Origin of the sequence: Gimesia chilikensis, assembly GCF_008329715.1 — a bacterium.
GTDB lineage: Bacteria > Planctomycetota > Planctomycetia > Planctomycetales > Planctomycetaceae > Gimesia > Gimesia chilikensis.
The window spans coordinates 304,212-328,541 of sequence record NZ_VTSR01000032.1; the positions used below are offsets into that span (position 1 = coordinate 304,212).

18 protein-coding genes are annotated in these 24,330 nt (G+C 53.4%); 8 read left to right on the forward strand and 10 right to left on the reverse strand.

The genetic code is table 11. The features are described 5' to 3' along the window. The first annotated feature begins 105 nt into the window (after positions 1-105). Complete coding sequence (locus FYZ48_RS25985; RefSeq protein ID WP_149345440.1) at positions 106-603, forward strand: HEAT repeat domain-containing protein; 498 nt, start codon at positions 106-108, stop codon at positions 601-603. Between the two features lie 22 nt (positions 604-625). Here the strand turns inward: FYZ48_RS25985 and FYZ48_RS29485 are convergent, their stop codons facing one another. Both FYZ48_RS29485 and FYZ48_RS25995 read right to left on the reverse strand, forming a co-directional pair. Further along, positions 626-1,807, reverse strand: a complete 1,182-nt coding sequence (locus FYZ48_RS29485) for a hypothetical protein (RefSeq protein WP_198422286.1) — start codon at positions 1,805-1,807, stop codon at positions 626-628. Next, positions 1,804-3,102: a toll/interleukin-1 receptor domain-containing protein gene (locus tag FYZ48_RS25995; RefSeq protein ID WP_149345441.1), complete on the reverse strand. Its 1,299-nt coding sequence runs from the start codon at positions 3,100-3,102 to the stop codon at positions 1,804-1,806. The genes FYZ48_RS29485 and FYZ48_RS25995 overlap by 4 nt, the downstream gene beginning before the upstream one ends. A gap of 76 nt (positions 3,103-3,178) precedes the next feature. Here FYZ48_RS25995 and FYZ48_RS26000 point away from each other — a divergent pair, with 76 nt between their 5' ends. From FYZ48_RS26000 to FYZ48_RS26030, 7 genes are read left to right on the forward strand one after another with little or no spacing between them, the layout of a single operon-like run. Beyond that, positions 3,179-3,388, forward strand: coding sequence for a MerR family transcriptional regulator (locus tag FYZ48_RS26000; protein ID WP_149345442.1), 210 nt, complete (start codon positions 3,179-3,181; stop codon positions 3,386-3,388). A gap of 40 nt (positions 3,389-3,428) precedes the next feature. Continuing rightward, positions 3,429-6,299, forward strand: coding sequence for an SNF2-related protein (locus tag FYZ48_RS26005; RefSeq protein WP_149345443.1), 2,871 nt, complete (start codon positions 3,429-3,431; stop codon positions 6,297-6,299). Next, positions 6,299-6,862 carry a hypothetical protein gene (locus FYZ48_RS26010; RefSeq protein WP_149345444.1) on the forward strand — a complete coding sequence of 188 codons (564 nt, stop codon included), beginning with the start codon at positions 6,299-6,301 and terminating at the stop codon, positions 6,860-6,862. The genes FYZ48_RS26005 and FYZ48_RS26010 overlap by 1 nt, the downstream gene beginning before the upstream one ends. Positions 6,863-6,864: 2 nt before the next feature. Continuing rightward, positions 6,865-9,852, forward strand: a complete 2,988-nt coding sequence (locus tag FYZ48_RS26015) for a site-specific DNA-methyltransferase (RefSeq protein WP_149345445.1) — start codon at positions 6,865-6,867, stop codon at positions 9,850-9,852. Next, the gene (locus FYZ48_RS26020) at positions 9,853-12,477 is read left to right on the forward strand and encodes a TrlF family AAA-like ATPase (RefSeq protein ID WP_149345446.1); all 2,625 of its coding nucleotides are present in this window, start codon (positions 9,853-9,855) and stop codon (positions 12,475-12,477) included. Then, positions 12,477-15,635, forward strand: a complete 3,159-nt coding sequence (locus FYZ48_RS26025; protein WP_149345447.1) for a DEAD/DEAH box helicase family protein — start codon at positions 12,477-12,479, stop codon at positions 15,633-15,635. The genes FYZ48_RS26020 and FYZ48_RS26025 overlap by 1 nt, the downstream gene beginning before the upstream one ends. A 4-nt stretch (positions 15,636-15,639) precedes the next feature. Further along, complete coding sequence (locus tag FYZ48_RS26030) at positions 15,640-16,830, forward strand: phospholipase D family protein (RefSeq protein WP_149345448.1); 1,191 nt, start codon at positions 15,640-15,642, stop codon at positions 16,828-16,830. A 654-nt stretch (positions 16,831-17,484) separates the two neighbouring features. Here the strand turns inward: FYZ48_RS26030 and FYZ48_RS26035 are convergent. The 8 genes from FYZ48_RS26035 to FYZ48_RS26070 form a co-directional block, all read right to left on the reverse strand. Beyond that, positions 17,485-17,919, reverse strand: coding sequence for a hypothetical protein (locus tag FYZ48_RS26035; protein WP_149345449.1), 435 nt, complete (start codon positions 17,917-17,919; stop codon positions 17,485-17,487). 55 nt (positions 17,920-17,974) lie between these two features. Further along, positions 17,975-18,574 (reverse strand): hypothetical protein, encoded by a 600-nt coding sequence (locus FYZ48_RS26040; protein ID WP_149345450.1) that lies wholly within the window; start codon positions 18,572-18,574, stop codon positions 17,975-17,977. 8 nt (positions 18,575-18,582) lie between these two features. After that, the gene (locus tag FYZ48_RS26045) at positions 18,583-19,158 is read right to left on the reverse strand and encodes a hypothetical protein (protein ID WP_149345451.1); all 576 of its coding nucleotides are present in this window, start codon (positions 19,156-19,158) and stop codon (positions 18,583-18,585) included. Between the two features lie 59 nt (positions 19,159-19,217). Beyond that, a complete protein-coding gene (locus tag FYZ48_RS26050; protein WP_149345452.1) occupies positions 19,218-19,415 on the reverse strand; it encodes a hypothetical protein in 198 nt (65 codons plus the stop codon). Between the two features lie 166 nt (positions 19,416-19,581). Then, entirely contained in the window at positions 19,582-19,797 is a 216-nt protein-coding gene (locus FYZ48_RS26055; protein WP_149345453.1) for a hypothetical protein, read from the reverse strand. A gap of 115 nt (positions 19,798-19,912) precedes the next feature. Next, positions 19,913-20,572, reverse strand: a complete 660-nt coding sequence (locus tag FYZ48_RS26060) for a hypothetical protein (RefSeq protein ID WP_149345454.1) — start codon at positions 20,570-20,572, stop codon at positions 19,913-19,915. Positions 20,573-20,855: 283 nt separating this feature from the next. Continuing rightward, on the reverse strand, positions 20,856-22,799 hold the full coding sequence (locus FYZ48_RS26065) for a DNA methyltransferase (RefSeq protein WP_149345455.1): 1,944 nt from the start codon (positions 22,797-22,799) through the stop codon (positions 20,856-20,858). Between the two features lie 147 nt (positions 22,800-22,946). Continuing rightward, positions 22,947-24,314, reverse strand: coding sequence for a DNA methyltransferase (locus FYZ48_RS26070; protein ID WP_149345456.1), 1,368 nt, complete (start codon positions 24,312-24,314; stop codon positions 22,947-22,949). Positions 24,315-24,330: the final 16 nt, after the last annotated feature.

Consider the following 24,330-nt stretch of genomic DNA (forward strand, 5'->3'; position numbering starts at 1 on the left):
GCAATACAACTTTTGGAATTGGAGGGGCGAGATCGGGCACCCTCTTGTGCAGCAGTGATAAGAAGTCAGCAACAAACCCAACGGCCACGACGCATAGATATGTCCATGAGCAATCTGGAAGAACTCAAAGACGTGCTTCGCATGTACTCGACCCACGAGCAACATCCATCTCAGGTGGACGAGGCTCACGCTGCGCTCGGAGACGATGATCTCGTCGTCGATGCACTCATCTGGGCGTTGCAGCAAAACGAAATCGACTTGAAGCTTTTGGCCTTACAACTGCTCCAAGAACACTTCGCCGATGCCAAGCGTGCAATGACTGCCGTGCGGTCGCTGATTTCGGACAACGTGGATCGGCTTGTCAGAATTACAGCGATCAACACGCTTCATCTGATGGGCGACACCAGCGACGACCTTGTGCCGCTGCTGACACCAAGGCTCAGATCAGACGACGCTTTCGAGCGAATACTGTCGGCGGGAAATCTGTGGCGTATCAACCGCTCTGAAGATGCTTTCTATGTACTGCGACAAGAAGCGGCAGGCGACGACAACGAGCCAGCAGCAATGATGGCACGGTCGCATTTGGATGAGACAGGATCATGACGCATCCATGCCGGTACAACATCTAGTACAGTGCGTGAACCTTCCGATCAAGCTCCCACACATCCTCGGCACTGTTCGGCAAGATGAATCCACCATTGATGTGGTCGCCAACCCATCGAGATTCACCAGTCATGAACTGCTCCGCCAAACGGTGTGAAACATAGGCATCAAGGATGTCATCGTCGAGTCGGTCAAGTTCGACAAGCTGATTGAAGCCCAGCACCTCGGCAATGCGCCTACAAGCTTCCGGTCGCTTCTTGTAGATAGGAAACGCACCCGGCTTGTTTCTTTCAATCCACCAAATCGCCATTGCGACCGCTGGATGAGCTTCGATTAGCCATGCACCACCCGTCCTCACATGTGTACTGGAATCAGCGATTGGAATTGGTGAGATGTCTGATTGGGCAAAAGGTTGCCCTGTGGCTTCACATGAGATCACCCAGTGAGAACATCCCGAGAAAGGCTGGACGGAAACAGCTTTGCCAGTGCGGTCTTTTTCGATCCGACCTTCCTTTACCCAACGTTCCACTTGCGCCCTTAGCACTTTTTCGACAGGGCGATCAGACAGGCTGAATGCCGGATTAAAGGACAGTGGAGAATCCCAGCAAATCAACAGGTTGCGGTGTTCTCGTCGTAGAGACGAAAGCCAGCCTCTTGCATCTGTAGCTTTCTTCTTCAAGGGCGTCTCGTTCATCCAGACCATCAGTCCTTTGGACGATGCCGGATCGATTCCAATGATTAGAACTGCCGAATGCTCACACGCACTCAACATCGACTTGAGTGGCTCAGGATCGGCGAGTCGGTGGTCGTTACCGACTTCAATCAGGGTCTCTGATGGCACGCCGCTCTGGGCCACAAGTGCTTCGGAATCGCTGAATGGGATCACCTCGTCGGATCGGCTGTGCAGGATTACCGTGTTCGGCTTGACCGTCTTTGCTGTACCCCAATTCTTCCACGCTGGGCATAGTAAGACCAAAGGGGTTTTTCCCGCATTGATGTTCATGGCGACCGCACCACCACGAGATGATCCGACGATCACATCAGGTTGGTGTTGGTCGTACTCGGCTTGCGCCGTTCTGACGGCAGCGTCGAAGTCATCGTCATCAAGGAACGGGTTGAGAACTTCATGGCCAGCATCTCGGAGGTAGGACGGTTTCACGCCGCCAACGGTACTGTGCCAGCCGTGCAGGAAAAGGATTTTCATGACGCTTCCAGTCGGTAAAGACCTGCGACTCGAATGGTCTCTGCTTCTTCGTTCTGATAACGCTGCGGCCTACGTCCCTCGAAATCGACCTCTACGCCATCGTCCACTCGACGAAGGACGAGTTTCGTTATGCTCTCCACGATGGCCGCAGCCTTAAGGACAAACACGCTCTCCAGTCTTGCTCGAATCAGAAGTTCATCAGTAGCCGATGGATTGAGGATTTCGGCGAGAATACATTGGTCAGTCCGAATAGCCTGATGGCTGCCACCGCAGATCAGTGATTCCATCTGGTCGTACCCAAAACCGTGACTCCGACGCTTTGGTGGTGGCGGGTCGTTGATGAGCAGCCGACCGGCTTTGAGTTCAGCGATGTCGTCTGGAGTTAGCGACTTCCCGTCGAAGTTGTGCGTTGCCTCGATTCCTGAATCTGGCTCGATAACCTCTCCAACGATTTGCCATGTGATGTGATCGGCCTCCGATGTGGAGGAGACTTCTTTTACCGTTAGAAATCCGCCATCGTTCTTGTAGGCAAAGGGCATGTTGGAATTGGGGAAGTGCTGATCCTTTGGCCGCAAACGTGCCAGTGACGCATCTACGGATTCACTGGTAGATTCAATCGTGATCCGAACCGAATTGCCTCCAATCCGTCGAACAGACTTCGATTGGAGGTATTCATCCCCAAGTTTGATCCATGCTCCTGTGGACGAAATTGCGGTTGTATTTCTCGCAGGCGTTGTCGGCGTTTCTGACTCCACATCAGCAATAAGATGCCTCGTCAAAGATTTAAGGAATCGGTCACGCTTCCGCTCCCAATGGCTGGTACGGAGTGCCTTGAATCCCAGCTTCTCGATCAGGTCGTCTCTGAGATCGTTGAGACACTCTTTGTCGTCGATCTTGCCAGCCTGCACGCCCAGCAGAACCCCCTTTACGTCGTTGTACGAGGTCGGTGGAACGAGAATAGGATGGATAGGAAGCGACTTCGCCCATGATGCTCCGACCTCGTTGTTGCAAAACTGGCTTCTCAGAAACTCAGGTGAGATGACGAGCAGAACGAACTCGGGATCGCTGACCTTCCCCTTGATGTAGTTCACGAAATCTTGGCCAGTGGGAATCGTCATGCCCGGTAACGAAGAGCAAAACATCTCGTCTGGATGAACACCGACCCCCACTTGCAGAAGGTCTACGAGGTCTTCGACAAGTTCAGCGTCCTTTACAGCGTGGCTCACGAAAATGCGGGACAATGTGCTGTCTCCCAGAACCGCCAATAAATCAGTTTCGTTCTGATCGACAATCATAACGCACTTTGGTAAGGTTTACCAATGTCGGGCCTGCTGGCTGCGCCGTGGTTATCGAGAGTCCGAGGAGACCATCATGGACAATCTACGAGACTTCCTCCGAATCTCGGAAGCCGCTGAGTATCTCGGGGTCTCGCCGAACACGCTTCGCAACTGGGAAAACGCTGGCAAGATCGCCGCACATCGTCATCCGGTGAATGGGTATCGCCTGTTCAAGAAGGAAGACCTTGATGCGTTGCTGCTCCAGTTGCAGGAGGGAAGGCGAGAACCACCGAAGCAGAGCTAAGGTCACGAGAATCGTTTGGAAAGGCAAAGGAAACGGTCACATGACCACCCCGTATCACGCCAAATACTTTGCGCACGAGTTGACCCGGCAGGCACAGCCGGGTGGCGTGGATCGTTTGTCGATGGCCCTCTTTGATGCTTGTGTCGATCTGAACCCGCACCAGATCGAAGCAGCTATGTTCGCACTGCGAAGCCCACTCTCGAAGGGCGTCGTGCTGGCTGATGAGGTCGGTCTCGGGAAGACAATCGAAGCAGGGCTGGTTCTCTGCCAGCATTGGGCTGAGCGAAAACGAAAGCTGCTCATCATCTGTCCGGCCAGCCTTCGGAAGCAGTGGGCGCTGGAGCTTCAAGAGAAGTTCAACCTGCCTTCGATGATCCTCGACTCGAAGACCTACCGACAGGCCGTGCGAGAGGGGAACGGCACGCCCTTCGCCAGCGACAAGGCGGTCATCACATCGTACCACTTCGCCAGCCGGTTTCGTGGAGACATCCGAGCCGTCCCCTACGACCTCGTGGTCATCGACGAGGCCCACAAGCTCCGCAATGCCTACCGGCCCAGCAACAAGATGGGTCAGAACATCAAGTGGGCCATCGAGGATCGCAAGAAGTGTCTGCTGACAGCCACGCCACTCCAGAACTCGCTGCTCGAACTCTACGGCCTCTCCACGATCCTCGACGACCTGATCTTCGGCGACGTGAACTCGTTTCGCACCCAGTACACCAACGCCGGTGCTGATCTCAAAGCCCTTCGCACTCGCATCCAAACCTTCTGCAAGCGGACGCTCCGAAGACAAGTCACCGAGTACATCCAGTACACCGAACGCATCCCGTTCACCGTCCGGTTTCGCCCGACCGACGACGAACAGAAGCTCTACGAAGCCGTCTCGGACTTCCTGAACCGGGAAGAGACCTACTCCGTCCCCCATCGTCAGCGTCACCTGACTGCGCTCATCCTGCGCAAGTTGTTGGCCTCGTCCTCGCACGCCATCGCCAACACGCTGGACACCATGAAGTCCCGGCTGGAAGAGATGCGAGATGCTCCCCAGCGGGACGAAGACGATGAGGAGTTCATGGAAGAACTGATCGAAAGCGAGGAACTCGAAGACGATTACCTCGATGAGATTCTCGAAGGAACAACGGATCGAGAGGAGGAAGCAGAGAACGAGATCGACCTGCCCAAGCTCACGGGAGAGATCGATGAGTTAGGCCGATACTCGACGTGGGCACGCAGCATCGGCATCGATACCAAGAGCCGGTCGCTACTGAAGGCTCTCGATCTTGGATTCGCCGAGATGGAGAAGATGGGGGCGAGCCGGAAAGCTCTCGTCTTTACCGAATCCCGCCGCACGCAGGACTACCTCAAGAACTTCCTCGAATCGAATGGCTACGGTGGCCAGATCGTCTTGTTCAACGGTACGAACTCCGATCCAGATTCCCGCCGCATCATCGGCGAATGGATCGAAGACAACGCTGGCACCGGCAGAGTCACCGGCTCTCGCCCCATAGACAGTCGCACGGCACTGATCGAGCATTTCCAGAACGACGCCACCGTCATGATCGCCACGGAAGCGGCAGCGGAAGGCGTCAACATGCAGTTCTGCTCTCTCGTCGTCAACTACGACCTGCCTTGGAATCCCCAGCGAATCGAGCAGAGGATCGGTCGTTGTCACCGCTATGGTCAGAAGCACGATGTCGTGGTCATCAACTTCCTGAATGAGCGCAACGAGGCCGACCGGCGAGTCCATGAGCTTCTCTCGGAAAAGTTCAACTTGTTCAATGGTGTCTTCGGTGCTTCGGACGAAGTGCTGGGACAGATCGAGTCAGGCGTCGATTTCGAGAAACGCATCCTTGCCATCTACCAGCAGTGCCGCACGCCGGAAGAGATCGACACCGCCTTCCAGCAGCTTCAGGCCGAGATGGACGAGACCATTCAGTCGAAGATGGACGAGACCCGGCAGATGCTCATGGAGCATTTCGACGAGGATGTTCACGCCCGACTGAAGATGCGGCTGGACGATGCCCGAGCCAACCTCGACCGGATCGGTCGCCAGTTCTGGACGCTTACAAGAGTTGTACTGGACGGCCATGCCACATTCTGCGACGACCAGTTGACCTTCGATCTACGGCAATCGCCGGTTAGTGAATGTCGGCCCGGAACGTACCACCTGATCTCCAAGCAGCATCACAATGTCACCGGCGACTTCCTGTACCGACTGTCGCATCCTCTGGGCGAGTGGAGCATCGACACAGGCAAGCAGGCCCAGACCCCGATGGCAAAAGTCGCTTTCGATGTGACGAACTATCCTATGAAGGTCTCCGTGGTCGAAGCCCTGAAGGGCAAGTCTGGCTGGATGACGCTTCAGTACCTCACCATCGATTCCTTCGACCGTGAAGAGTACCTGCTGTTCTCGGCGATGGACGACACCGGCAAGTCGCTCGATCAGGAGACCTGCCAGAAGCTATTCCACTGCACGGCAACAACCGAACCCGTGGACGGCCTCCCCGAAGATGCGGAGACTCGGCTCACTGTCGAATCGAAGCTGCACGCCGACGCTGTGGCTGCCTGCTCATTGGAGGACAACAACACGTTGTTCCATGAGGAGCGAGAGCGTCTGGAGAAGTGGGCCGAGGACATGGTGGTCGCCGCCGAGAAAGACTTGGCCGACACCAAGGCGCAGATCAAGGCCGTGCGGCGGCAGTCACGCTTGGCGACCACGCTCGATGAGCAGAACGAACTCCAGCAGAAGCTTCGTGACTTGGAGAAGAAGCAGCGAAGACAACGCCAGCAAATCTTCGAGATCGAAGATGAGATCGCCGACAAGCGTGACGATCTGATCGCTGGCCTTCAGAAGCGAATGACACAGAAGACGCACAGCATCCATCTCTTCACCATTCAATGGGAGGTCGTGTAGTGCCGAGCCTTCGCAAGAACATTGAAGCTGAATCCCTCCGGGCTTTCGAGGCGATCCTCGCTGATCTGAACCTACCAGTCGATGGGCGAGGTTATGGTGCTGCCAATCGTTTCGATGCCGGATTCAACTTGGTTGGCCAACAGCGATACCAGTTCGGTGATCTTCGAGTGATGCAGGAAGACCGAATCGTCGTTGTTGAGGTCGAGAGCGCAGGTGGACTAACCAACCTCGTGAAGTATTGGCCGCTTGCCGAAAGCACAACGCTCCCCATTTTTCTGATCCACGCATTCGGCCAAAGTTCAGTAAACGACTACTTATCGCACCTGCTGTTGTGGGACTTCACATGGGAGAAAATGCGAGGTCAGATTTGGGCCGATGCGAAACCATCCCTGTTTGCAAGACGGTACAACTACTCGCATACCGATCCGGAAGGTCTAGTTGAAGCTGCTCGTGACTTCCGACGCTGCTTAACAGAGCCGCTTTCAGCCATCCAGTCCGACATTTTCAATTACACACAAGACGCTCAAAGGGCTAACTCCCTGATGAATGACGGAGAGAAATAAACGTGGCCACGAACTTCGAGAAACTTCAGAAACTCCTTGAGGAACTGTTCCAACTGGATCAGGCCGATCTGGATTTCGGCATCTACCGGATCATGAACCAGAAGCGGGAAGAGGTCGTCCGTTTCTTGGAGAAGGACTTGCTGCCGCAGGTCAAAGAAGCGTTCAGCCACTACAAGTCGGCGGACAAGGCCACGCTTCAGAAGGAACTCGACAAAGCCATCGAACAAGCCAATGGTCTGGGTGTCGATCCCGAGACCACGACGAAGGTGAAGGATCTTCGTGAGCAGATGGCCGACTCCAGCGTCGATGTCACGGCATTGGAGAATGAGGTCTTCAGCCACCTGTTCAACTTCTTCCGCCGCTACTACCACGAGGGCGACTTCATCTCCCTACGGAGGTACAAGGAAGGCGTTTACGCAATTCCTTATGAGGGCGAAGAGGTCAAGCTACACTGGGCCAACCACGACCAGTATTACGTCAAGAGCAGCGAATACTTCCGTGACTACATCTTCACCATGCCCTCGGGTAAGCGGGTACGAGTCCATCTGGTTGCTGCATCTTCCGAACAGGACAACAAGAAGGAGCAAGCAGGCAAGGAACGTCGTTTCGTCATCTGCGAAGAAGACCCGATCTATGAGGAGAATGGCGAACTCTTCATCCGGTTCGAGTACAAATCCGACAACGGCAAGAAGAAACAAGACGCTCTGAATCAGGAAGCCATCGAACGAGTCCTCAAGTCCGAAGGCTTTGAGGAGTGGACTCAGGAGTTGTCCAAGCCTGCCCCCACGAAGGCCAATCCGAAGCGAACGGTGCTGGAGAAGCACCTCACTCAGTACACCGCCCGGAACACGTTCGACTATTTCATCCACAAGGACTTGGGCGGCTTTCTGCGGCGAGAACTCGACTTCTACATCAAGAACGAGGTGATGCACCTCGACGACATCGAACACGACACCGTGCCCCGAGTCGATCAGTACCTCAGCAAGATCAAGGTGATCCGCAAGATCGCCCACAAGATCATCCAGTTCCTCGAACAACTGGAGAACTTCCAGAAGAAGTTGTGGCTCAAGAAGAAGTTCGTGGTCGAGACGAACTACTGCATCACTCTCGACCGAGTGCCAGAGGAGCTTTACCCGGAGATTGCCGCCAACGACGCACAGCGGGAAGAGTGGGTGCGGTTGTTCGCAATCGACGAGATTGAAAAAGACTTGAACGGGCCGGGGTTCTCTACGCCACTGACGGTTGAGTTTCTTTCAAGCAATCCCAATCTCGTTGTAGATACTCGATTCTTCCCTCAAAAGTTTCGTGACAGGCTATTGTCGCTCATTGAAGAACTTGACGAGCAATGTGATGGACTCCTCGTCAACAGTGACAATTTTCACGCACTGACGCTTCTCCGAAACCGCTTTCGGGAGTGCGTTTCATGCGTATACATTGACCCACCGTACAACACGGGTAACGACGGTTTCATCTACAAGGACAGTTATAGGCATTCGTCATGGCTGTCGTGTCTCCACGACCGCCTTATCTTAGCTGCCCCCCTGATGAATGATCTCGGCTCGTTGTTCATGAGTATCGATGACAATGAACAGGTGTATCTTCGTGAGGTCACGGATTCTGTGTTAGGAGACCAGAACTTCATTGCCACGGTGATATGGCAGAAGGTCTACTCTCCCAAAAACAGCGCACGCCACTTTTCGGAAGACCACGACTTCGTGATCGTTTACGCAAAGAATGCGGGGCAATGGACTCCTAGTCTGTTGCCAAGAACAGAAGAGGCAAATGCTCGCTACCAGAACTTTGATGATGACCCCCGTGGCCCGTGGAAGCCAAGCGATTTGACGGCTCGAAATTACTACAGCAAGGGGCGATATGAAGTCGTCGGCCCAACAGGAAAGACGTTTACGTCTGGCGTCGGTCGTTTTTGGCGACAATCTGAAGAGGTGTTTTGGGAGATGGATGCAGACAATCGCATCTGGTGGGGGCCAAACAAAGACAGTATGCCAGCCCAGAAGCGCTTCTTGTCTGAGGTGCAGCAGGGTCGAGTTCCGCAAACGCTCTGGCCCTACAAAGAGGTTGGACACACACAGGAAGCCAAGAAAGAGTTGCTGTCAACAGTGCCGTATACGGACACGAGTGATGTTCTTAACACCGTGAAGCCAGTCGGGTTGATCCGTCGAGTCATTCAGCTTGGAACAACGGTTGATGCAAGGTGCGTCGTTCTCGATTTCTTTGCGGGAAGCGGCACGACTGTGCAAGCCGTACTCCAGCAGAACGCAGAAGACGGCGGCGACCGAAAGGTGGTTGCTGTTGAGTTGGGCGAATACTTTGACACAACAACTCGGATACGAGCAATTCGTTCGCTCTCGAATCCAACATGGAAGGACGGTAAGCCTGTTGGTGAGAGAAGTGGTTCTGGCATTCTCAAGTACATCTTGCTTGAATCCTATGATGACGCCCTGAACAACCTCGAAATGAAACCAACTGCACAGCAGGCATCGCTGCTTGAACAGGACGACGACTTGCGTGAACAGTACATCCTCTCGTACATGCTCGACGTGGAGAGCCGGGGCAGCCAGTCGCTCCTGAATGTCGAGTCCTTCCGCAACCCTGATGAGTACAAGCTCCGAGTCGAGCGCAACGGCGAGACCCAACTGGTCAACGTCGATCTGGTCGAAACCTTCAACTGGCTCTTGGGCCTAACCGTCAAGCACATCGACGTGATCCGGGGCGTGCGTGTTGTAGAAGGCACGAACCCGGACGGCGACCGGGCACTGGTTCTGTGGCGCAACCTCGACGAGATCGACAACGACGCCCTCGACGAATGGTTTAAGAAGCAGGACTACAACACCAAAGATCAGGAGTACGACCTGATCTACGTCAACGGCGACAACAACCTTGAAAACCTCCGACGTGGCGACCAGACATGGAAAGTCCGTCTCACCGAAGAAGAGTTCGGACGCCTCATGTTCAACGTGGAGGACGTGTAGATGAGTGATTCAAAAGGCGTGTTTGACCAAGGTACAACATGGGTGCGTGCGAACTTTCACATGCACACGAAAGCGGACAAGGAATTCAAGTACAACGGCGACGAGTCGCAGTTTGTGTCCAACTATGTTGATGCCATGAAGACGGCGGGAATTCGTGTCGGCGTCATTACCAATCACAACAAATTCGACCGTGACGAATATAAGGCGTTGGCGAAAGCAGCTAAGAAGCAGGAAATCCTGTTGCTCCCCGGCGTCGAATTGTCGGTCAAGGATGGTGCGAACGGAATTCACACGCTTATTGTGTTTTCACCAGACTGGATCACGAATCAAGAGAACAAGAATTACATTCAAAACTTTCTCGATGTAACGTTTGCAGGTATCGCCAACTTCGAGAACGAGAATGGTCGCTCCAACCATGACCTAAATGACACAATCCGAGAACTGGACAAGTTCCAGAGGGATTACTTCATTGTTTTTGCACACGTCGAAGCCGGTAGTGGCCTCTGGAAAGAGTTGGCAGGAGGCCGTCTGGGAGAGCTTGGGAAACACCCACCGTTCCGTAAACGATGCCTCGGGTTTCAGAAAGTTCGTACTCGGGATGACCGCACCAAAGTTCAGGGACATCTTGGCGACTTCTATCCTGCCGAAGTTGAAGGGTGTGACTGCAAGAGCATCGAAGAAATCGGCAAAGGTAAACAGTGCTACCTGAAACTCGGCGCATTCACATTTGATGCGGTCAAATTCGCACTGCTCGACTACGAACATCGTGTTTCAACAGAGCCGCCCGTCTCAAAGCACTCTCGAATTGATTGGGTTGAATTTCATGGCAGCCGATTGGATGGGATTCACATTGATCTTTCGCCTGAATTGAACACGCTCATCGGAATACGAGGCAGTGGCAAGTCATCGATCATTGAGTGTGTTCGATACGCTCTGGGGATTGAGTTGCCTGAGAACGCTGACAAGGACGGGTACAAGGAAGGTGCAATTCGGCACGCACTCGGAAGCGGTGGCAAGATCACTCTGGGAGTCACCGACCGTCATGGAAAGAAGTACGAAATTCGACGAATACTGGGACAGAAGCCCGATGTGTATATCGAAGGTGACGTGCAGCCGGGCATCAGCATCCAAGAGACAATTCTCCACAAGCCGATCTACTTCGGCCAAAAGGATTTGTCCAGCAAAGACCCCGGCTTTGAAAAGGACTTGGTTGAAAAGCTGGTAGGCCCAGCACTTGAAGGTGTTCGGCGATCAATCGTTGAACGCCAATCGCAAGTCCGAGAAACCGTGGGAAAGCTGAAGAAGCTTTCCAATGCGGCGGATCGTGAGCAAGAAGTCCTTGCCAAAAAGCAAGACGCCCAACATCGCCTCAAAGTGTTCAAGGATCACGGGGTCGAAGAGAAGCTGAAAAAGCAGGTTGCTTACAATTCTGATTCACATTTCGTTGGGAAGGTCACGACTCTCGTTGAGCGTTACCTGCAATCTCTGAACGAGATGGTCGAAGAGTATGAACCTGAGTTTGCAGAACATTCCAGCTACGAATCCGAACATAACGCTGAGTTTTTCGCCAACTTTCTGAAAACTTTTGGCCAGATTCAAGAGGGATTTGAAACGGTCAAGTCACACGTCGAAGCTGCCACGGCAACTTCGGGTGAACTAGATCGATTGGCAGCAGAGTTTGAGAAGTCGAAGGATGAGTTGAAGGAAGAGTTCGCCGAAGAATCTCGAAAGCTCTTGGAGGAGTTGAAAGACAAGGGGGCAACATCCGTCGAGCCTGACGACATTCTTAAATTGAAGAAGATCATCGACGAGACCGAAGACGAACTGAAGCAAGTTAAGAAAGAGAAAGATGACAAGTCAGCAATCGAGAAGCTCTTGTTGCAGCATCTCGTCACCCTAACTGACGAATATCACAAGGAATTCAAGCTCATCGAGCAAAGGCTTCAAGCGATCAACAAGGAGGAGACCGCCCTGCAAATCGAAATCGGCTACCGGGGCGATAAGGCAGGATTTCTGAACTATTTGGTTGACACGTTCAAGGGCAGCAAAATACGAAAAGATAAGCTGCAACTCATCGCTGACAAGTTTGTCGATGGGGCGGCAGTGTATCGGGACATGGAAGCTGCACGGACAACTCTCGGGAATTCAGCGGCTACCTTTGAACAGTGGTTCGACGAGAATCTTGAATCACTTCTAACTTGGCAAGTGCCAAATAGCTACACGATCAAGTATCACGGCAAAAAGCTAAAGAGTCATTCGCTGGGCCAGCGGGCTTCAGCGCTAATTCTCTTCGTCCTCAGTCAACGAGATAGCGATGTTGTGATTATCGACCAGCCCGAAGACGATTTGGACAACCAGACGATTTACGATGATGTCATCAAGCTGATTCGGAGATTGAAGCCAGAGACGCAGTTTGTCTTTGCGACTCACAATCCGAACATTCCAGTTCTCGGCGACTCAGAACAAATTATGTCATGTACTTGTGAAGAGGACATTCAAGTCGCACTGGGAAGTATTGATTGCCCGAACCAGCAACAGGCTATCGTGACAATCATGGAAGGGGGCAGTGAAGCCTTTCAGCGCCGGAGAGACATTTACGAGATGTGGAGCGAACGGAATTCCTGATGGCAAAGAAACGAGCCAAGAAAAACGAAACACCAGCGCTTCGGTTCGACGAAAAACTCGTTCTGAATCAGTGGATGCTGTCTCTGTTTGATGTCGGCGACTTCGACACACTTGCCGAGCGATTGAAGCCTCTCCATCTTGAGGGACTGGACGAGAACAACGTCCACACATTCCACAAAGAGTTGAAGCTGCTCTGGGACTACGAAGAGTTTCCCGGCGACACGCTGCTCGGCTACGACCAGAACATCGTTAAGCACACGCTGACGCTCAGCGAGAATCGAGCCGAGCCGCTGAAGTGGAAGTATTTCCAATATCTGTCGCTGCTATTCACCGAAGTCTATCTCGATCGTTTCTTCCGTGACCCGGATAAATTGCTGGCCGACCTGAACCAGCATGTCGCCAAGTTCAATGAGGGAAAAACCACAAAGGAACAGCTACCGGCCTACGAGCCAAATGACCTGCGGAAGCTGGCCTTCTGGAATGCCACCGGGAGCGGCAAGACGCTGCTGATGCACGTCAACATCCTCCAGTACCAGCACTACCTGAAGTTGCACGACAAAGAGAAGGGACTCAACAGAATCATCCTGCTGACGCCCAACGAGGGCTTGTCAAAGCAACACCTCGAAGAGTTCCACGCCTCGGGTATGGACGCTGACCTGTTCTCGAAAGAGTCTCGGTCGTTGTTCTCGGGCCGGTCAGTCGAGATCATCGAAGTCACCAAACTCAAAGAGGAGATGGGGCAGAAGACGGTCGCCATCGACGCCTTTGAGGGCAACAACCTTGTACTGGTTGATGAAGGACATCGAGGTGCATCTGGTGAAACGTGGATCGATGCTCGTGATCGACTTTGCGAAGGTGGATTTTCGTTTGAGTATTCCGCCACGTTCGGGCAGGCGATGAAGGGCAAGAAGAAACTTGAGTCACGCTACGCCAAGAACATCCTGTTTGACTACTCGTACAAGTATTTCTACCGGGACGGCTTCGGGAAGGATTACCGCATCCTGAACCTCGCCGACGACTCCGACGAGGAACGCCGCAACCTGTACCTGACGGCCTGCCTCGTTGCCTTCTACCAGCAGCAAAAGCTCTACGCAGACAACCCGAACACGTTCCGCCCCTTCCTGCTGGAGAAGCCCCTGTGGGTTTTCGTCGGCGGTAGCGTGAATGCCGTGCGATCAGAGAACAAGCGCAAGGTGTCTGATGTGGTGGATATCCTGCTGACGCTGGCCGAGTTCGTGAAGGAAAAGCGAGATTCGATCACCCTGCTGGAGCGGCTGCTCAGCGGCAGGCCCGGCCTACTCGACCAGCGTGGCAACGAAATCTTCGCCACCGCCTTTCCACACCTGATCTCGTCTGGGATGTCCGGCGAGGAGATTTACAACGACATCCTGAAGGTGTTGTTCAACTCGTCCAGCCAAGCTGCCCTGCATGTCGAGAACCTGAAAGGCACGGATGGCGAGATCGCTCTACGCCTCGGTGAGAACGAACCCTTTGGTCTCATCAACGTCGGTGACGCCACCAGCTTATGCAAACTCTGCGACGAGCATGACCTGTTGAACGTGGACGAGAAGGAGTTCTCAGGTTCGCTCTTCCGAGGTCTCAACGAAGACGACTCGACGGTCAATGTTTTGATCGGATCGAAGAAGTTCACCGAAGGGTGGAACAGTTGGCGAGTCAGCACGATGGGACTCATGAACATCGGTCGCACAGAAGGCTCAGAGATCATCCAGTTGTTCGGTCGTGGTGTACGTCTGAAGGGCCACGGCATGACCTTGAAACGCAGTAGCCAACTTGAAGGTGTCAGTCGGCCTGACCGTATTCACCTGCTGGAAACGCTGAACATCTTCGGTATCCGGGCCGACTACATGCGGCAGTTCAAGGAGTACCTCGAAGAAGAAGGTCTTCCCGGCAATGAAGAGCGGATCGAGTTCATCTTGCCGGTCGTCAAGAACCTGAATGGGAAGAAGCTCACCAGCGTCCGGATCGAGGAAGGCAAAGATTTCAAGCTGCACGGCCCGAAGCCCACACTCGCTGAGCCACCAGATCGTCTACTGCGTCATCCGATTTCACTGAACTGGTATCCCAAGATTCAGGCTCAGCAGAGCAAGGGCGTGGCCAAGACCGAAGACTCGGCGGTGAAGCACGAAGGCAAGCTGGAGGAACGTCACCTTGCCTTCATGGACATCGACGCCATCTGGTTTGAGCTTCAGCACTTCAAGAACGAGCGGTCGTGGTACAACCTGAACCTGCACCGGGACAGTATCGTTCCACTTCTGCTTGACTCCCGGTGGTACAAGCTCTTCATTCCGCCCGAGGAATTGGAGTTCACGCAGTTTGACCGGGTACGACGCTGGCAGGAGATCGCCGTCGCCCTGCTCAAGAAATACGCCGACCGCTACTACAAAAACAAGAAACAGGAGTGGGAGTCGGACTTCTACGAATACCACACTCTGACCGAGGACGATCCTAACCTTCAGGTTGAATACCGGCTGCTGATTGACGAGTCACAGGATCAGATCGTCGATCAACTCAAGGGTATTCAGAGCGATCTCGATGCAGGGGTGCTAAAGGACTGGCCGTTCGGATCGTGCATGGCGTATTCGTTTGGCCAGCATCTCTACCAGCCACTCCTTCACGTCAAGAGCGATTTCGTGGATGTCAGCCCAGTCTCACTCAACGAAGGTGAGAAGGAGTTCGTCACCGATCTTCGCAGATTCTATGACGACAACAACTCGTTCTTCGATGACCGGGAACTCTACCTGCTCCGCAACATGAGCCGTGGCCGAGGCATCGGCTTCTTCGAGGCTGGAAACTTCTACCCCGACTTCCTTCTCTGGCTGCTGGTAGACGGTAAGCAGTACGTCACGTTCGTTGATCCCAAGGGCATCCGAAACCTCGAAGGCCCAGACGATCCCAAGATTCGCTTCTACCGGACAATCAAGGAACTGGAGGATCGCCTCGGCGATCCCAACTTGATCCTGAACTCGTTCATCATCTCAAACACGCCCTTCCAGCAAGTCCGGTGGTGGACGGAAGACCTGACGAAAGAGCAGTTCACAAAGTCACATGTCCTGTTCCAGAAGGAAGACAAGAAAACGTACATCGAGCGCCTCCTAACAACGGCGGCGAGCGACCAGCAAGTCACCGTGGAGGCGTAGTTCCATGAAGTTCCTGAGACGCTCAAAGGACACAGAAGCCGAACTCAAGCGACTGATTCAACACTGCAAATCACTTCGTTGGTCTGTAGCTTGGGCGTCTCACGGATTTCCTCTGTTCGACCACTTGGTCAAACACACGGAAAAAATCCACCAGTTGACAATCGGCATCCACTTCTATCAAACGCACCCGGATTTCATCGCAGCCTTCATGGGACATGATGATGTTCGATTCGTCATGAACCCCAGCGGTGTGTTCCATCCCAAGTTGTACTACTTTGATCTCGGTGACGGGAACTGGGAGTGCATTACTGGGAGTCCGAACTTCACACATTCGGCCTTCCATGCAAACACCGAACATGCTTGCCTCTTCAGCAACAAAGATGTTGGAGCGGAATCAAATCATCGGGAGATTTTGTTGGCGCTGGACGAGGCGATGGTGAGTGGAAAAACCCTGAGTGATAAGGAGTTGGCGGCATACCGCTCGATTTGGAAACGGCAACAGAAGCGCCTCGGGCCATTGTCAGGAAGCTACAGTCCTCCCGAAAAGAAAAAAGGAAAACGTTCGCCTCTGGATGTCCCTCTGTTTGTGGAGGACTGGGACGACTACTTCAACTCGGTAAAGGAGGATCAAGAACATACTACGGCTGGACGGCTCGTCGTACTTGAAAAAGCCCGCAAGCTATTCAGCGAGCATTTACATTTCGGTGACATGGTAGATGAAAACAGAAAACGCATTGCCGGATTTGGCAGTGAGCCGGATGTGGACTGGGGATGGTTCGGCAGCATGAGGGGGCACGGCCTATTCATGCAGGCTGTCAACCAAAACTCTTCGGACATCTCTGATGCTTTGGATCAAATCCCTTTGACGGGATTGGTGTCTCAAGAACACTTCGATGAGTATGTGTCAAGGTTTCAGAAGTCCTTTGATAAGTCTGGTATTGCAACCGCCACCCGGCTGTTGGCTATGAAGCGACCTGACTACTTCGTTTGCCTCGACAGCAAGAACCGTGACAAGCTCTGTGAAGCCTTTGATATTCCGAAGAGTGTTGACCTCGACGATTATTGGGAAAAAGTCATTCAACGAATCACCGACTCAAACTGGTGGAACGCTCCCGAGCCGAAAGATGATCTTGAGAAACGGGTCTGGAAGTGCCGAGCAGCCTTTCTCGACGTGAGATTCTATGACCCGAAGTAAATGGGAATAGCTCCCGTGTCTCTGGGAAGGCCATCGCTTTTGTAAAAGGAAGAAGACTCCAATGCGATTGACCAAGAGTTTGCCTCGAACAACGGTGGAAACCTTTACGTTTCTCAAGCAGACTGACATAACGGGGTTGATTCGCCTGCTGGCTGAGCATCGAGGGCATCACAATGCCCGAGATCGATTTTACCGCCTTCTCTATTCGTGCCTGATTTTCGACCATTACTCTGATGTATACAGGCGACAAAACCCCGTGAACGGGATCGCAAGCGGTTGGTATCAACTTGCAGACCTTCCCGATGTTGGTCGCATCTACAGAGAATTGTTGCCGATCACTGATGAATCCGTAATCGGGGATATTACACTGACTCTGCCAATCACTTCGGCGAGTCCGCTATTCCAGAACTCTGCTCCCAGATCGCCGCCTGCACTCCCCCAAGGCGAATGTACTGTGCGGCAGTTGACGGTACGGCAGTTCATAGAAGTGTGCTGGGTTGTAAGATGCAATCTCCTGCATGGTTCGTATGACCCAACCGTTCAGGAAGTCAGCACTCTGATACGAAACGTGTCTCGGCCATTCTCTGCTCTTGTTTGGCGAATGATCTGCGAAACGCCGATGCGTTGAGCGGTTAGGCTAACACTCTATGGCAATTACACTTGTTTCCCTGTCTGATCGCTGAACATCCACTTCTTGTCCTCAAAGTCGAAGTTCCCCTCGTTTCGAAAGAGCATCACGGCGGTCTTCGCAGAGATGTTTTTGAGCATCTCCGGCTGGTCATCGATGTAGAAGCTGATCTGCCGCTCGGCGATCACCTCGGCCTTCTGGTCGAATGAGTTGACCAAGACGACATCGGTAAAGCGAATCCGGTGCTTCTCCAAATCGGCGATTGCGTTCTCACGATTGCTTCGGAACGTGATGACTAGAACATCGCCCGGCCAAACGGTTGTGAGGATGTGAAAAAAGCCGGGAGCTTCATCCACACATCCGTCGAGGTCGATCCCCAGTGTCGGCTTGGGCTGATGAAGCGCTGCACGGACGACCTCGCTGGCGTGTTGGATTTGGTCTTTCAGATGTTCATTGCTCATGGCAGTTTTCCTCGCTGACGTGAATGTTGCGTCTTCGACACTCGGGGGTGCCTCATTACTCAGATTTGTCGTCAAACGCTTTCTTCCATTCAGTGCAGCGCTCTCGATACCGCCGTTGACCATCAACATAAGCGTCTTCATCAGTGCCCTCAATCAAGCGGTGAACTGACGTTATTTCAGGCCAGTCTTCCAAGTCGAATATCTCCCACCACAGCTTTTCAATATCATACTTGCAATTCTCATTCTCTGGATTATCGGGGTCGTGCCAGCAGTAACTTCCAACTTCTGTCTCTCCGCACTGGCCTATGCAATCCCAACACATTGCCTTTCCGACAGCCTCATGCTCGTTTGCGGCACACACCTCAATCGTTATATCGAGATGCGCACTCAAATTGATGTGATAGGTTTTCTGGGCTGGGGTATCTTCATCAACTTCGGAGATGGGCCACTCTCCAGTCCACGCTGAGGCCATTGGGTCGTGTCCCTCGCAGTCGCAAGTGATCCGCTGGCCTCCGCAGGTAGAACAACGCTCAAGGTCGCATTCATTGATGTGTGGCTGGCCAATGGCCACGCCGCAATCGGGGCAATTATTTTCAGTTGTCATCTGTTGAATCCTTTCTTTAAGTCCAAATGTTGTGTCGGCGAGTAATCCCATCACTGTGTCTACGCCAGATCGACCCTCAGAGAGTCGCCTTCCTTCCAGAACGACCACTTCGGGTTGGCGTCCCCGGCCTCCAAGCGAATCAGACCTTCAGTCCCACCATCTTCGTCGAGGAAGCAGTAGCCGTAGTCGAAGTTGTTGCCGGTTCTATCGTTGATCGCAGCCATTTCTTCGTCTGAGAAATAGTGCCAGCCGCCGTCGCTGCAATCCATCCGATGCCAGTTGTTCTGGATGCACTCTCGGGCAATCCGATGCAGTTCAGCACCGAACTCGTCATCCTCGTCCCAAAGCGAGCCCAACTCATTCAGATCGATGGTCGCCAAAAACTCTGCATCCTCGGGAGAGATGGCGTCATCATCGTCGTCGTGAATAACCAACGTGGCTTGCACGTCCATCACCGATTCCGGCAATGACTGGATGTACTCTGAGAGTTCACGCAGTGACATTCGCTCGGTCGGGATGTCATTTTCGCCGACTATTCTAAGCAGTGGTGGCAGACGCTCTGCTTGTTCGCATTCTTTGGCGTGCGACGTGCCCACGGACACGCCACAATCGGGGCAGGTTGTTTGGGTTGTCATCTTCGATTCCTTTCTTTCAGTCCAGAAGTTGCTTTCGCCGCTCTCGTCCATCTGATCTCTCACTCCCAATCAAGCTCCACTGGCTTATACGGCATGATGAAGTCTTTGACGGCCACGGCAATCGGTTTCCCTTGCTGGTTGATGCCGACAAGTTGGCCGGTGTTCGGGTTGTATTTCTTGGGTGTGAAAATCACCTGCCGTTGATCTTCGTCTAGGAAGGTGAACTGCTTGTCGGTGGTTTTCGTGTTCTCGCTCATTGGTTGGTCTCTTTGCCAAGTGACACCTCGCCGTCATCAGAAACCGTGGCAAGCAGCCCGTTCGTGTTGCGAACTTACCTTGAGCGGTGAAGCGAAGAGTGAGAGGGCCTCTCATAACGGCATTCCCAGTACGAAGATGTACTGGGAATGCCGTTTGGAAAGTGAGTCATGCGCAGTTGCTCGCAAAGACTTCTTCCATCATTTTCCAGCACAGTGACGCCGCAGTCATTTCCTTGCCTACGCTTGCCAAGACATCCTTTCTAAAGTGGTGATTCGCATAGTCGGCTGCCAGTGCCAAGAGGATTTCTGCGGCATAATCCGCATCACAGTCATTCAGCAATGCTCTGATCTTGTCCATGCGTGTTGGTGCTTCTGTTTCCATGACGTGTACTCCTTCTGTGTATTAACAAATTATGTCCCAGCAAACTCCTTGCTGTGCTGATAGGACAACAATACGACTTGCAGTCTGTGGCAGGAACGAACAAATGAGTGAGCAGCTACTCACTCATTTGCCACTCAAGTCGATAGCCCTTTCTGTCGCTCTTGATGAACTGACCGATCCCCGACTTGTGAATCTTCAATTTCCTCTTGATCGTCATGTCCAGTCGCTCATCAAAGACGTAACTCGGGTAAGCCAACTTCATCTGCGTGGTTGATCTCGGCTCACCTTTGGCGTCGAGTAGGCACTGCACGACAGCAGCAAGCTGCTGGTCAATTTCGTATTGAACGCCGCTAACTGTGATCGTGCCCGATGCCACATCCACTTGTACGTCAATGGCCATTGTCGGATCAGTTGACCTATCCATTAGCCACTGCTGCCAAGCGATTACTTCATCGGCGGTGGCCGCTAAATGCGGACTAAGTTGGAAACCATGCTGCTTCATCAACCCCAAAGATTCTGGGCCGAAAAACCGCAGAAGTTCCGCTTCCGACCAGAAGTCGTGTAAGCCACCTTTGACGCCAACTTCTCGAAGAAACTCGACAGATTCGCCATCGCTAAGAATGTAGTCGGAAGCAACAGTCTTGCCGCCGACCAAAGCAACGGCGTCATGTGGAATGTTGAAGGCTGCACGAAGCGCCCTCGAAACATAGCTCACCGTCTTCCCTCTCAGATCGAAGCGACCTTCGTTTGCTCCGTGTATAACCCGGACTGTCATAATGTGTCCTTATTGTGCTTAGAGGGACTAATAATCCAATTGCTGCTCAAGATGCTTGAGTAAGCTGGCAACCTTCGTGAGACCCTGAGACTGACAACAGGAGTAACCTGCTCAGCGGTGCATTTTTTGGCGGTCACGTCAACTGCGCCGAAATGAAAAGAGCCGGTTTTCCCCGGCTCTTTTCACGAAATCGACACTGCACACCCAAAAGGTGTTATTACCCACTTCTCTCATCTCCTCGTTGCAAGAGTTGGACTGATAACGGACGAGAATCCGACAACTATTAAGCGGCCTGTGAACCGTCTTCTTCCAAGCGGCTACGAGCGATGTCAACGTACTTCTGCATCACATCGATGCCATAGAAGTTTCTGCTGGTCGCCTGTGCCGCCAGTAGCGTCGTGCCCGAACCAGCGAAACAGTCCAAGACCGTACCACCCTCGGGGCAGAAGGTCTTGATAAGCTTTTCAGCCAACGGCTGAGGAAACATTGCCGGGTGCATCACGCCCTTTGAGATTGTTCCCATTGGAACTGTGAACACATCCGAAACACGAGTCCGACCAGAACGTTTCTCAGTGTTCTGGCCAGTATGAATCGGCAGATCGCTACCCATTCCGAAGCGAGTTGAACCACGGGATGAGATTTCGTCTGACCATCCGCCGCAAGCCTTCGTGTCGATGAACGGGTTGTGCGTCTTGCTGAACCAAAGGATGTTTTCATAGGCACGACGTGGACGCCGGTTACTGCCTTGAAAACCTCCTCCATCTGGCTTGTACCAGATCAACTCTTCGCACTCGTGCCACCCAAACTTCCGAAGGGCGAGCCGAGTCCTAAGAACATATTCGCTGATGACACCTTTCCTTAGATGAGGACGAATCACCATCAGCACAGACCCGTCGTCGGTCAGCTTCTCCCACAGCTTCGCCATCCACTTCACCGTGAAAGCTGGAAAGTCTCGCTCGGACACACCGGGGTACATTTTCTTCCGCTGGTTGGCATACGGTGGCGAACACAAGGCCAAGTTGACCGACTGGTCAGCTAGTCGAGGGATCGTCTTGGCGCAGTCTCCTTGTACGACACTGTTGATCTTCAACGGTGGCTCGCAACGAACTTGTGCAGGCGCATCTTGTTCCGCCTCCTCCTGCTTGTGCTTCGCCAGTCGGTGCAGGCTCGTCTTTCGGTATTGCTCATCCTTCTCGATGCCGTGGATGTGATCCCACCCGGCCTTCAATGCTCCGAGCATTTCCGATCCGCTACCCGAGTAAGGCACGAGCAAGCGTCGTGCGGTTCGTCGCTCAGGCGGAAGAATGAGTTCGGCCAAATGCTCACACAAGCGAAGGGGCTTGACAGCCGGGTGGTCGATGCCCTGACGCTCTTCCTTTGACGCTTTCGCAACGTAGAAGAAGCGAGACGCACCGCCATCGTCATCATAGCCCTCGACTGCCGAGTACCGAGACACAAACGAGTTCATTGTCTTGCCATTTCCAACCACTCGATCTTGCTGACGACGTAAACCTCGACGAGACCGGCTCGGGCCACTTTGCTCATTTAGTGCCGCCGCCGCATCTTCGTCGAGCATCACATTGGCAGGCCAGCGGCCTCCCTCAATGGTTTCAACTGCGTGACCAGACCTTGCCCACTGAGATCGATCTTCTCGAACGTCCTCCTTACGAGGATACGGAGCTTGATGGCTACGTTTTGTCCCGCTGCTCGATCCAATCCGGCTTCCATCGATGTCCAGACCACCACATCCGAAGATAGCGGCGTTCTTGGCATAGCTGTCGCAGATGGGCTTCATCGCCAGCACGATAGGCTCCCATGCCGGTTTCAGCGTTGTTCCACGACCACGAAACCGCTCGACGAGATCGCCATGGCTACAGAATTGAGCAATGCCCTTCGAGAAGTCCTGAGACTTGGGGAATCCCTCACCGTACAACCAGCAGAGAGTATCCCTGATTTCCCAACCGGCATCCTCGATGTGACACGTCAGCCGGTGGAAGGTCTTGGGGCTGCCGAAGGCCAGCAGGTATGCACCCGGTTTGCACACCCGCAACATCTCCTGCCAGACCTCGACGCTGGGCACGTTCTGATCCCAGTTGTTGCCCATGAAACCGAGGCCGTAGGGCGGGTCGCAGAAACCGCCATCGTAGCTATTGGACGGGAGCGACTTGAGAACTTCAAGCACGTCTCCTTCAGTGATTTGGTACGGTTGTCCGTCATTCTGGTTCAAGGTTCTCCTCCAATATGCGCATGATGAAACGAAGACGGCCACGCTCCGTGCGCATCGTGAGCGTAGCCGTGGTAGAAAAAAGAAAGCTCAGTGGCAGTGAGCCACTGAGCTAGTCAGCATCAGAAAGATTGAGGCAAACGGTGAGAACTAGGCCGCCACGTCTGCGAGTTCGATGTCGGCGTCGATTGGGGCAGTGCCATCATCGAGTTGCTCGGTCGATTCGCCAGCAAGCTCGTTCCGAACATCATCCATCCGTTCTTGGCCAGTTACGACGTATGCCTTTTCAATGTCGCACGATACACATTCACGCCCCAGTTTCAGGCAGGCCGCAGCGGTCGTGAAACCACCACCGCAAGGATCAACGATAAGATCACCCGGCTTGGTGAAGTTGAGGAGAAGCCGTTCGATTTCAGCCAGTGGCCTTTGCCACGGGTGGTATTCCTTCTCCTTCATGGCGAAGTCGAGCGTATCCAACCATTTGACCCACTCCTTGCGATCGCCTTTGGTGTAGACCACGAATGAGGTGCTTTTGCTGACGACGTTCAGCGAGTGCATCACGTTACCCGGCCCGACCCACTTCGATGTACCCATCCACTGGTAGGTTAAATACTGGTCGAACGCTCGTAGCTTTTCGTTCAACTTGTATTGTCCGACGTAACAGATGAAGACGCCTCCTTCGACAAGCAATTCATCCGCCAGTCGAGCAAGATCGGCGATTTGTCCGATGAAGTCCCCGTCATACGGGATGTCAGTCAAGACACACTTTACCGACTCGGGCTTCAGGTCGGCGACCTTTTGCAACTCTTGAAACGGGCAGTGGAAGAGCCGGATCGACTCAGAGGTGTCAGGAGCGTTCAGTTGTGCCTGACGGCGTTCAGCCAATTTTTTGCTGTTCTCGATTCTCTGTACGGCTGCTCGGACACCCCGTTTTTCCGCTGCCGTCGTAGCATTCTTCAGCAACTTCACGGCTTCCTTTTGGATGTCCTTTGGTTCGGCGGCCAACTGAGCAGCGGCATGAGGCGAGACCTCGCCCTTGTCCATAGCTCCTACCAGTTCATCGATGGCGTTTTCGACGACCTTTTTGGCATCGTCGTACCGATCCATCTTCCATCCGGCGATCTCGCAAGCGTCCTTCTTGGTCACACCACTACCGTTTTTCCGGTATTGATCCGAGCGACGATCTCCCCCACGGGTGAACGAACGGAGAGCGTCGGTGATCGCCACCATCTCGGAGAGGGTGAGGTCTTTGCGGATCGTGTTCTCGATCCATTCAGCATGGGTCAAGTTCTCAATGTCGATGACGACGGCAGGAATCTCGCTCCAGCCCAGATAATCTCGACAAGCCAGCAGGCGGCGAAGGCCGAATACGAGCCGCTTGTCGGGCGTCACCCCGATAGCTTGCAGCAGCCCATCGTCGGAGATGGACTGGGCGAGTCCCTCAATGTCGCCGAGGTCTTTTCGGAAGCGGTCGCCGATCTGGATGTCGCTGATGGAAATGTTCGTCGTGCTGTTCATGTCTGGTCTCCTTCAT

Excerpts from the sequence above, each read along its gene's own strand:
- FYZ48_RS26055 (WP_149345453.1), bottom strand. The coding sequence starts at position 19,797 with ATGGAAACAGAAGCACCAACACGCATGGACAAGATCAGAGCATTGCTG.
- FYZ48_RS26035 (WP_149345449.1), bottom strand. The coding sequence starts at position 17,919 with ATGAGCAATGAACATCTGAAAGACCAAATCCAACACGCCAGCGAGGTC.
- FYZ48_RS29485 (WP_198422286.1), bottom strand. The coding sequence starts at position 1,807 with ATGAAAATCCTTTTCCTGCACGGCTGGCACAGTACCGTTGGCGGCGTG.
- FYZ48_RS26025 (WP_149345447.1), top strand. The coding sequence starts at position 12,477 with ATGGCAAAGAAACGAGCCAAGAAAAACGAAACACCAGCGCTTCGGTTC.
- FYZ48_RS25985 (WP_149345440.1), top strand. The coding sequence starts at position 106 with ATGAGCAATCTGGAAGAACTCAAAGACGTGCTTCGCATGTACTCGACC.
- FYZ48_RS26030 (WP_149345448.1), top strand. The coding sequence starts at position 15,640 with ATGAAGTTCCTGAGACGCTCAAAGGACACAGAAGCCGAACTCAAGCGA.
- FYZ48_RS26020 (WP_149345446.1), top strand. The coding sequence starts at position 9,853 with ATGAGTGATTCAAAAGGCGTGTTTGACCAAGGTACAACATGGGTGCGT.
- FYZ48_RS26050 (WP_149345452.1), bottom strand. The coding sequence starts at position 19,415 with ATGAGCGAGAACACGAAAACCACCGACAAGCAGTTCACCTTCCTAGAC.
- FYZ48_RS26000 (WP_149345442.1), top strand. The coding sequence starts at position 3,179 with ATGGACAATCTACGAGACTTCCTCCGAATCTCGGAAGCCGCTGAGTAT.
- FYZ48_RS26040 (WP_149345450.1), bottom strand. The coding sequence starts at position 18,574 with ATGGGATTACTCGCCGACACAACATTTGGACTTAAAGAAAGGATTCAA.
- FYZ48_RS26045 (WP_149345451.1), bottom strand. The coding sequence starts at position 19,158 with ATGACAACCCAAACAACCTGCCCCGATTGTGGCGTGTCCGTGGGCACG.
- FYZ48_RS26070 (WP_149345456.1), bottom strand. The coding sequence starts at position 24,314 with ATGAACAGCACGACGAACATTTCCATCAGCGACATCCAGATCGGCGAC.
- FYZ48_RS26060 (WP_149345454.1), bottom strand. The coding sequence starts at position 20,572 with ATGACAGTCCGGGTTATACACGGAGCAAACGAAGGTCGCTTCGATCTG.
- FYZ48_RS26005 (WP_149345443.1), top strand. The coding sequence starts at position 3,429 with ATGACCACCCCGTATCACGCCAAATACTTTGCGCACGAGTTGACCCGG.
- FYZ48_RS25995 (WP_149345441.1), bottom strand. The coding sequence starts at position 3,102 with ATGATTGTCGATCAGAACGAAACTGATTTATTGGCGGTTCTGGGAGAC.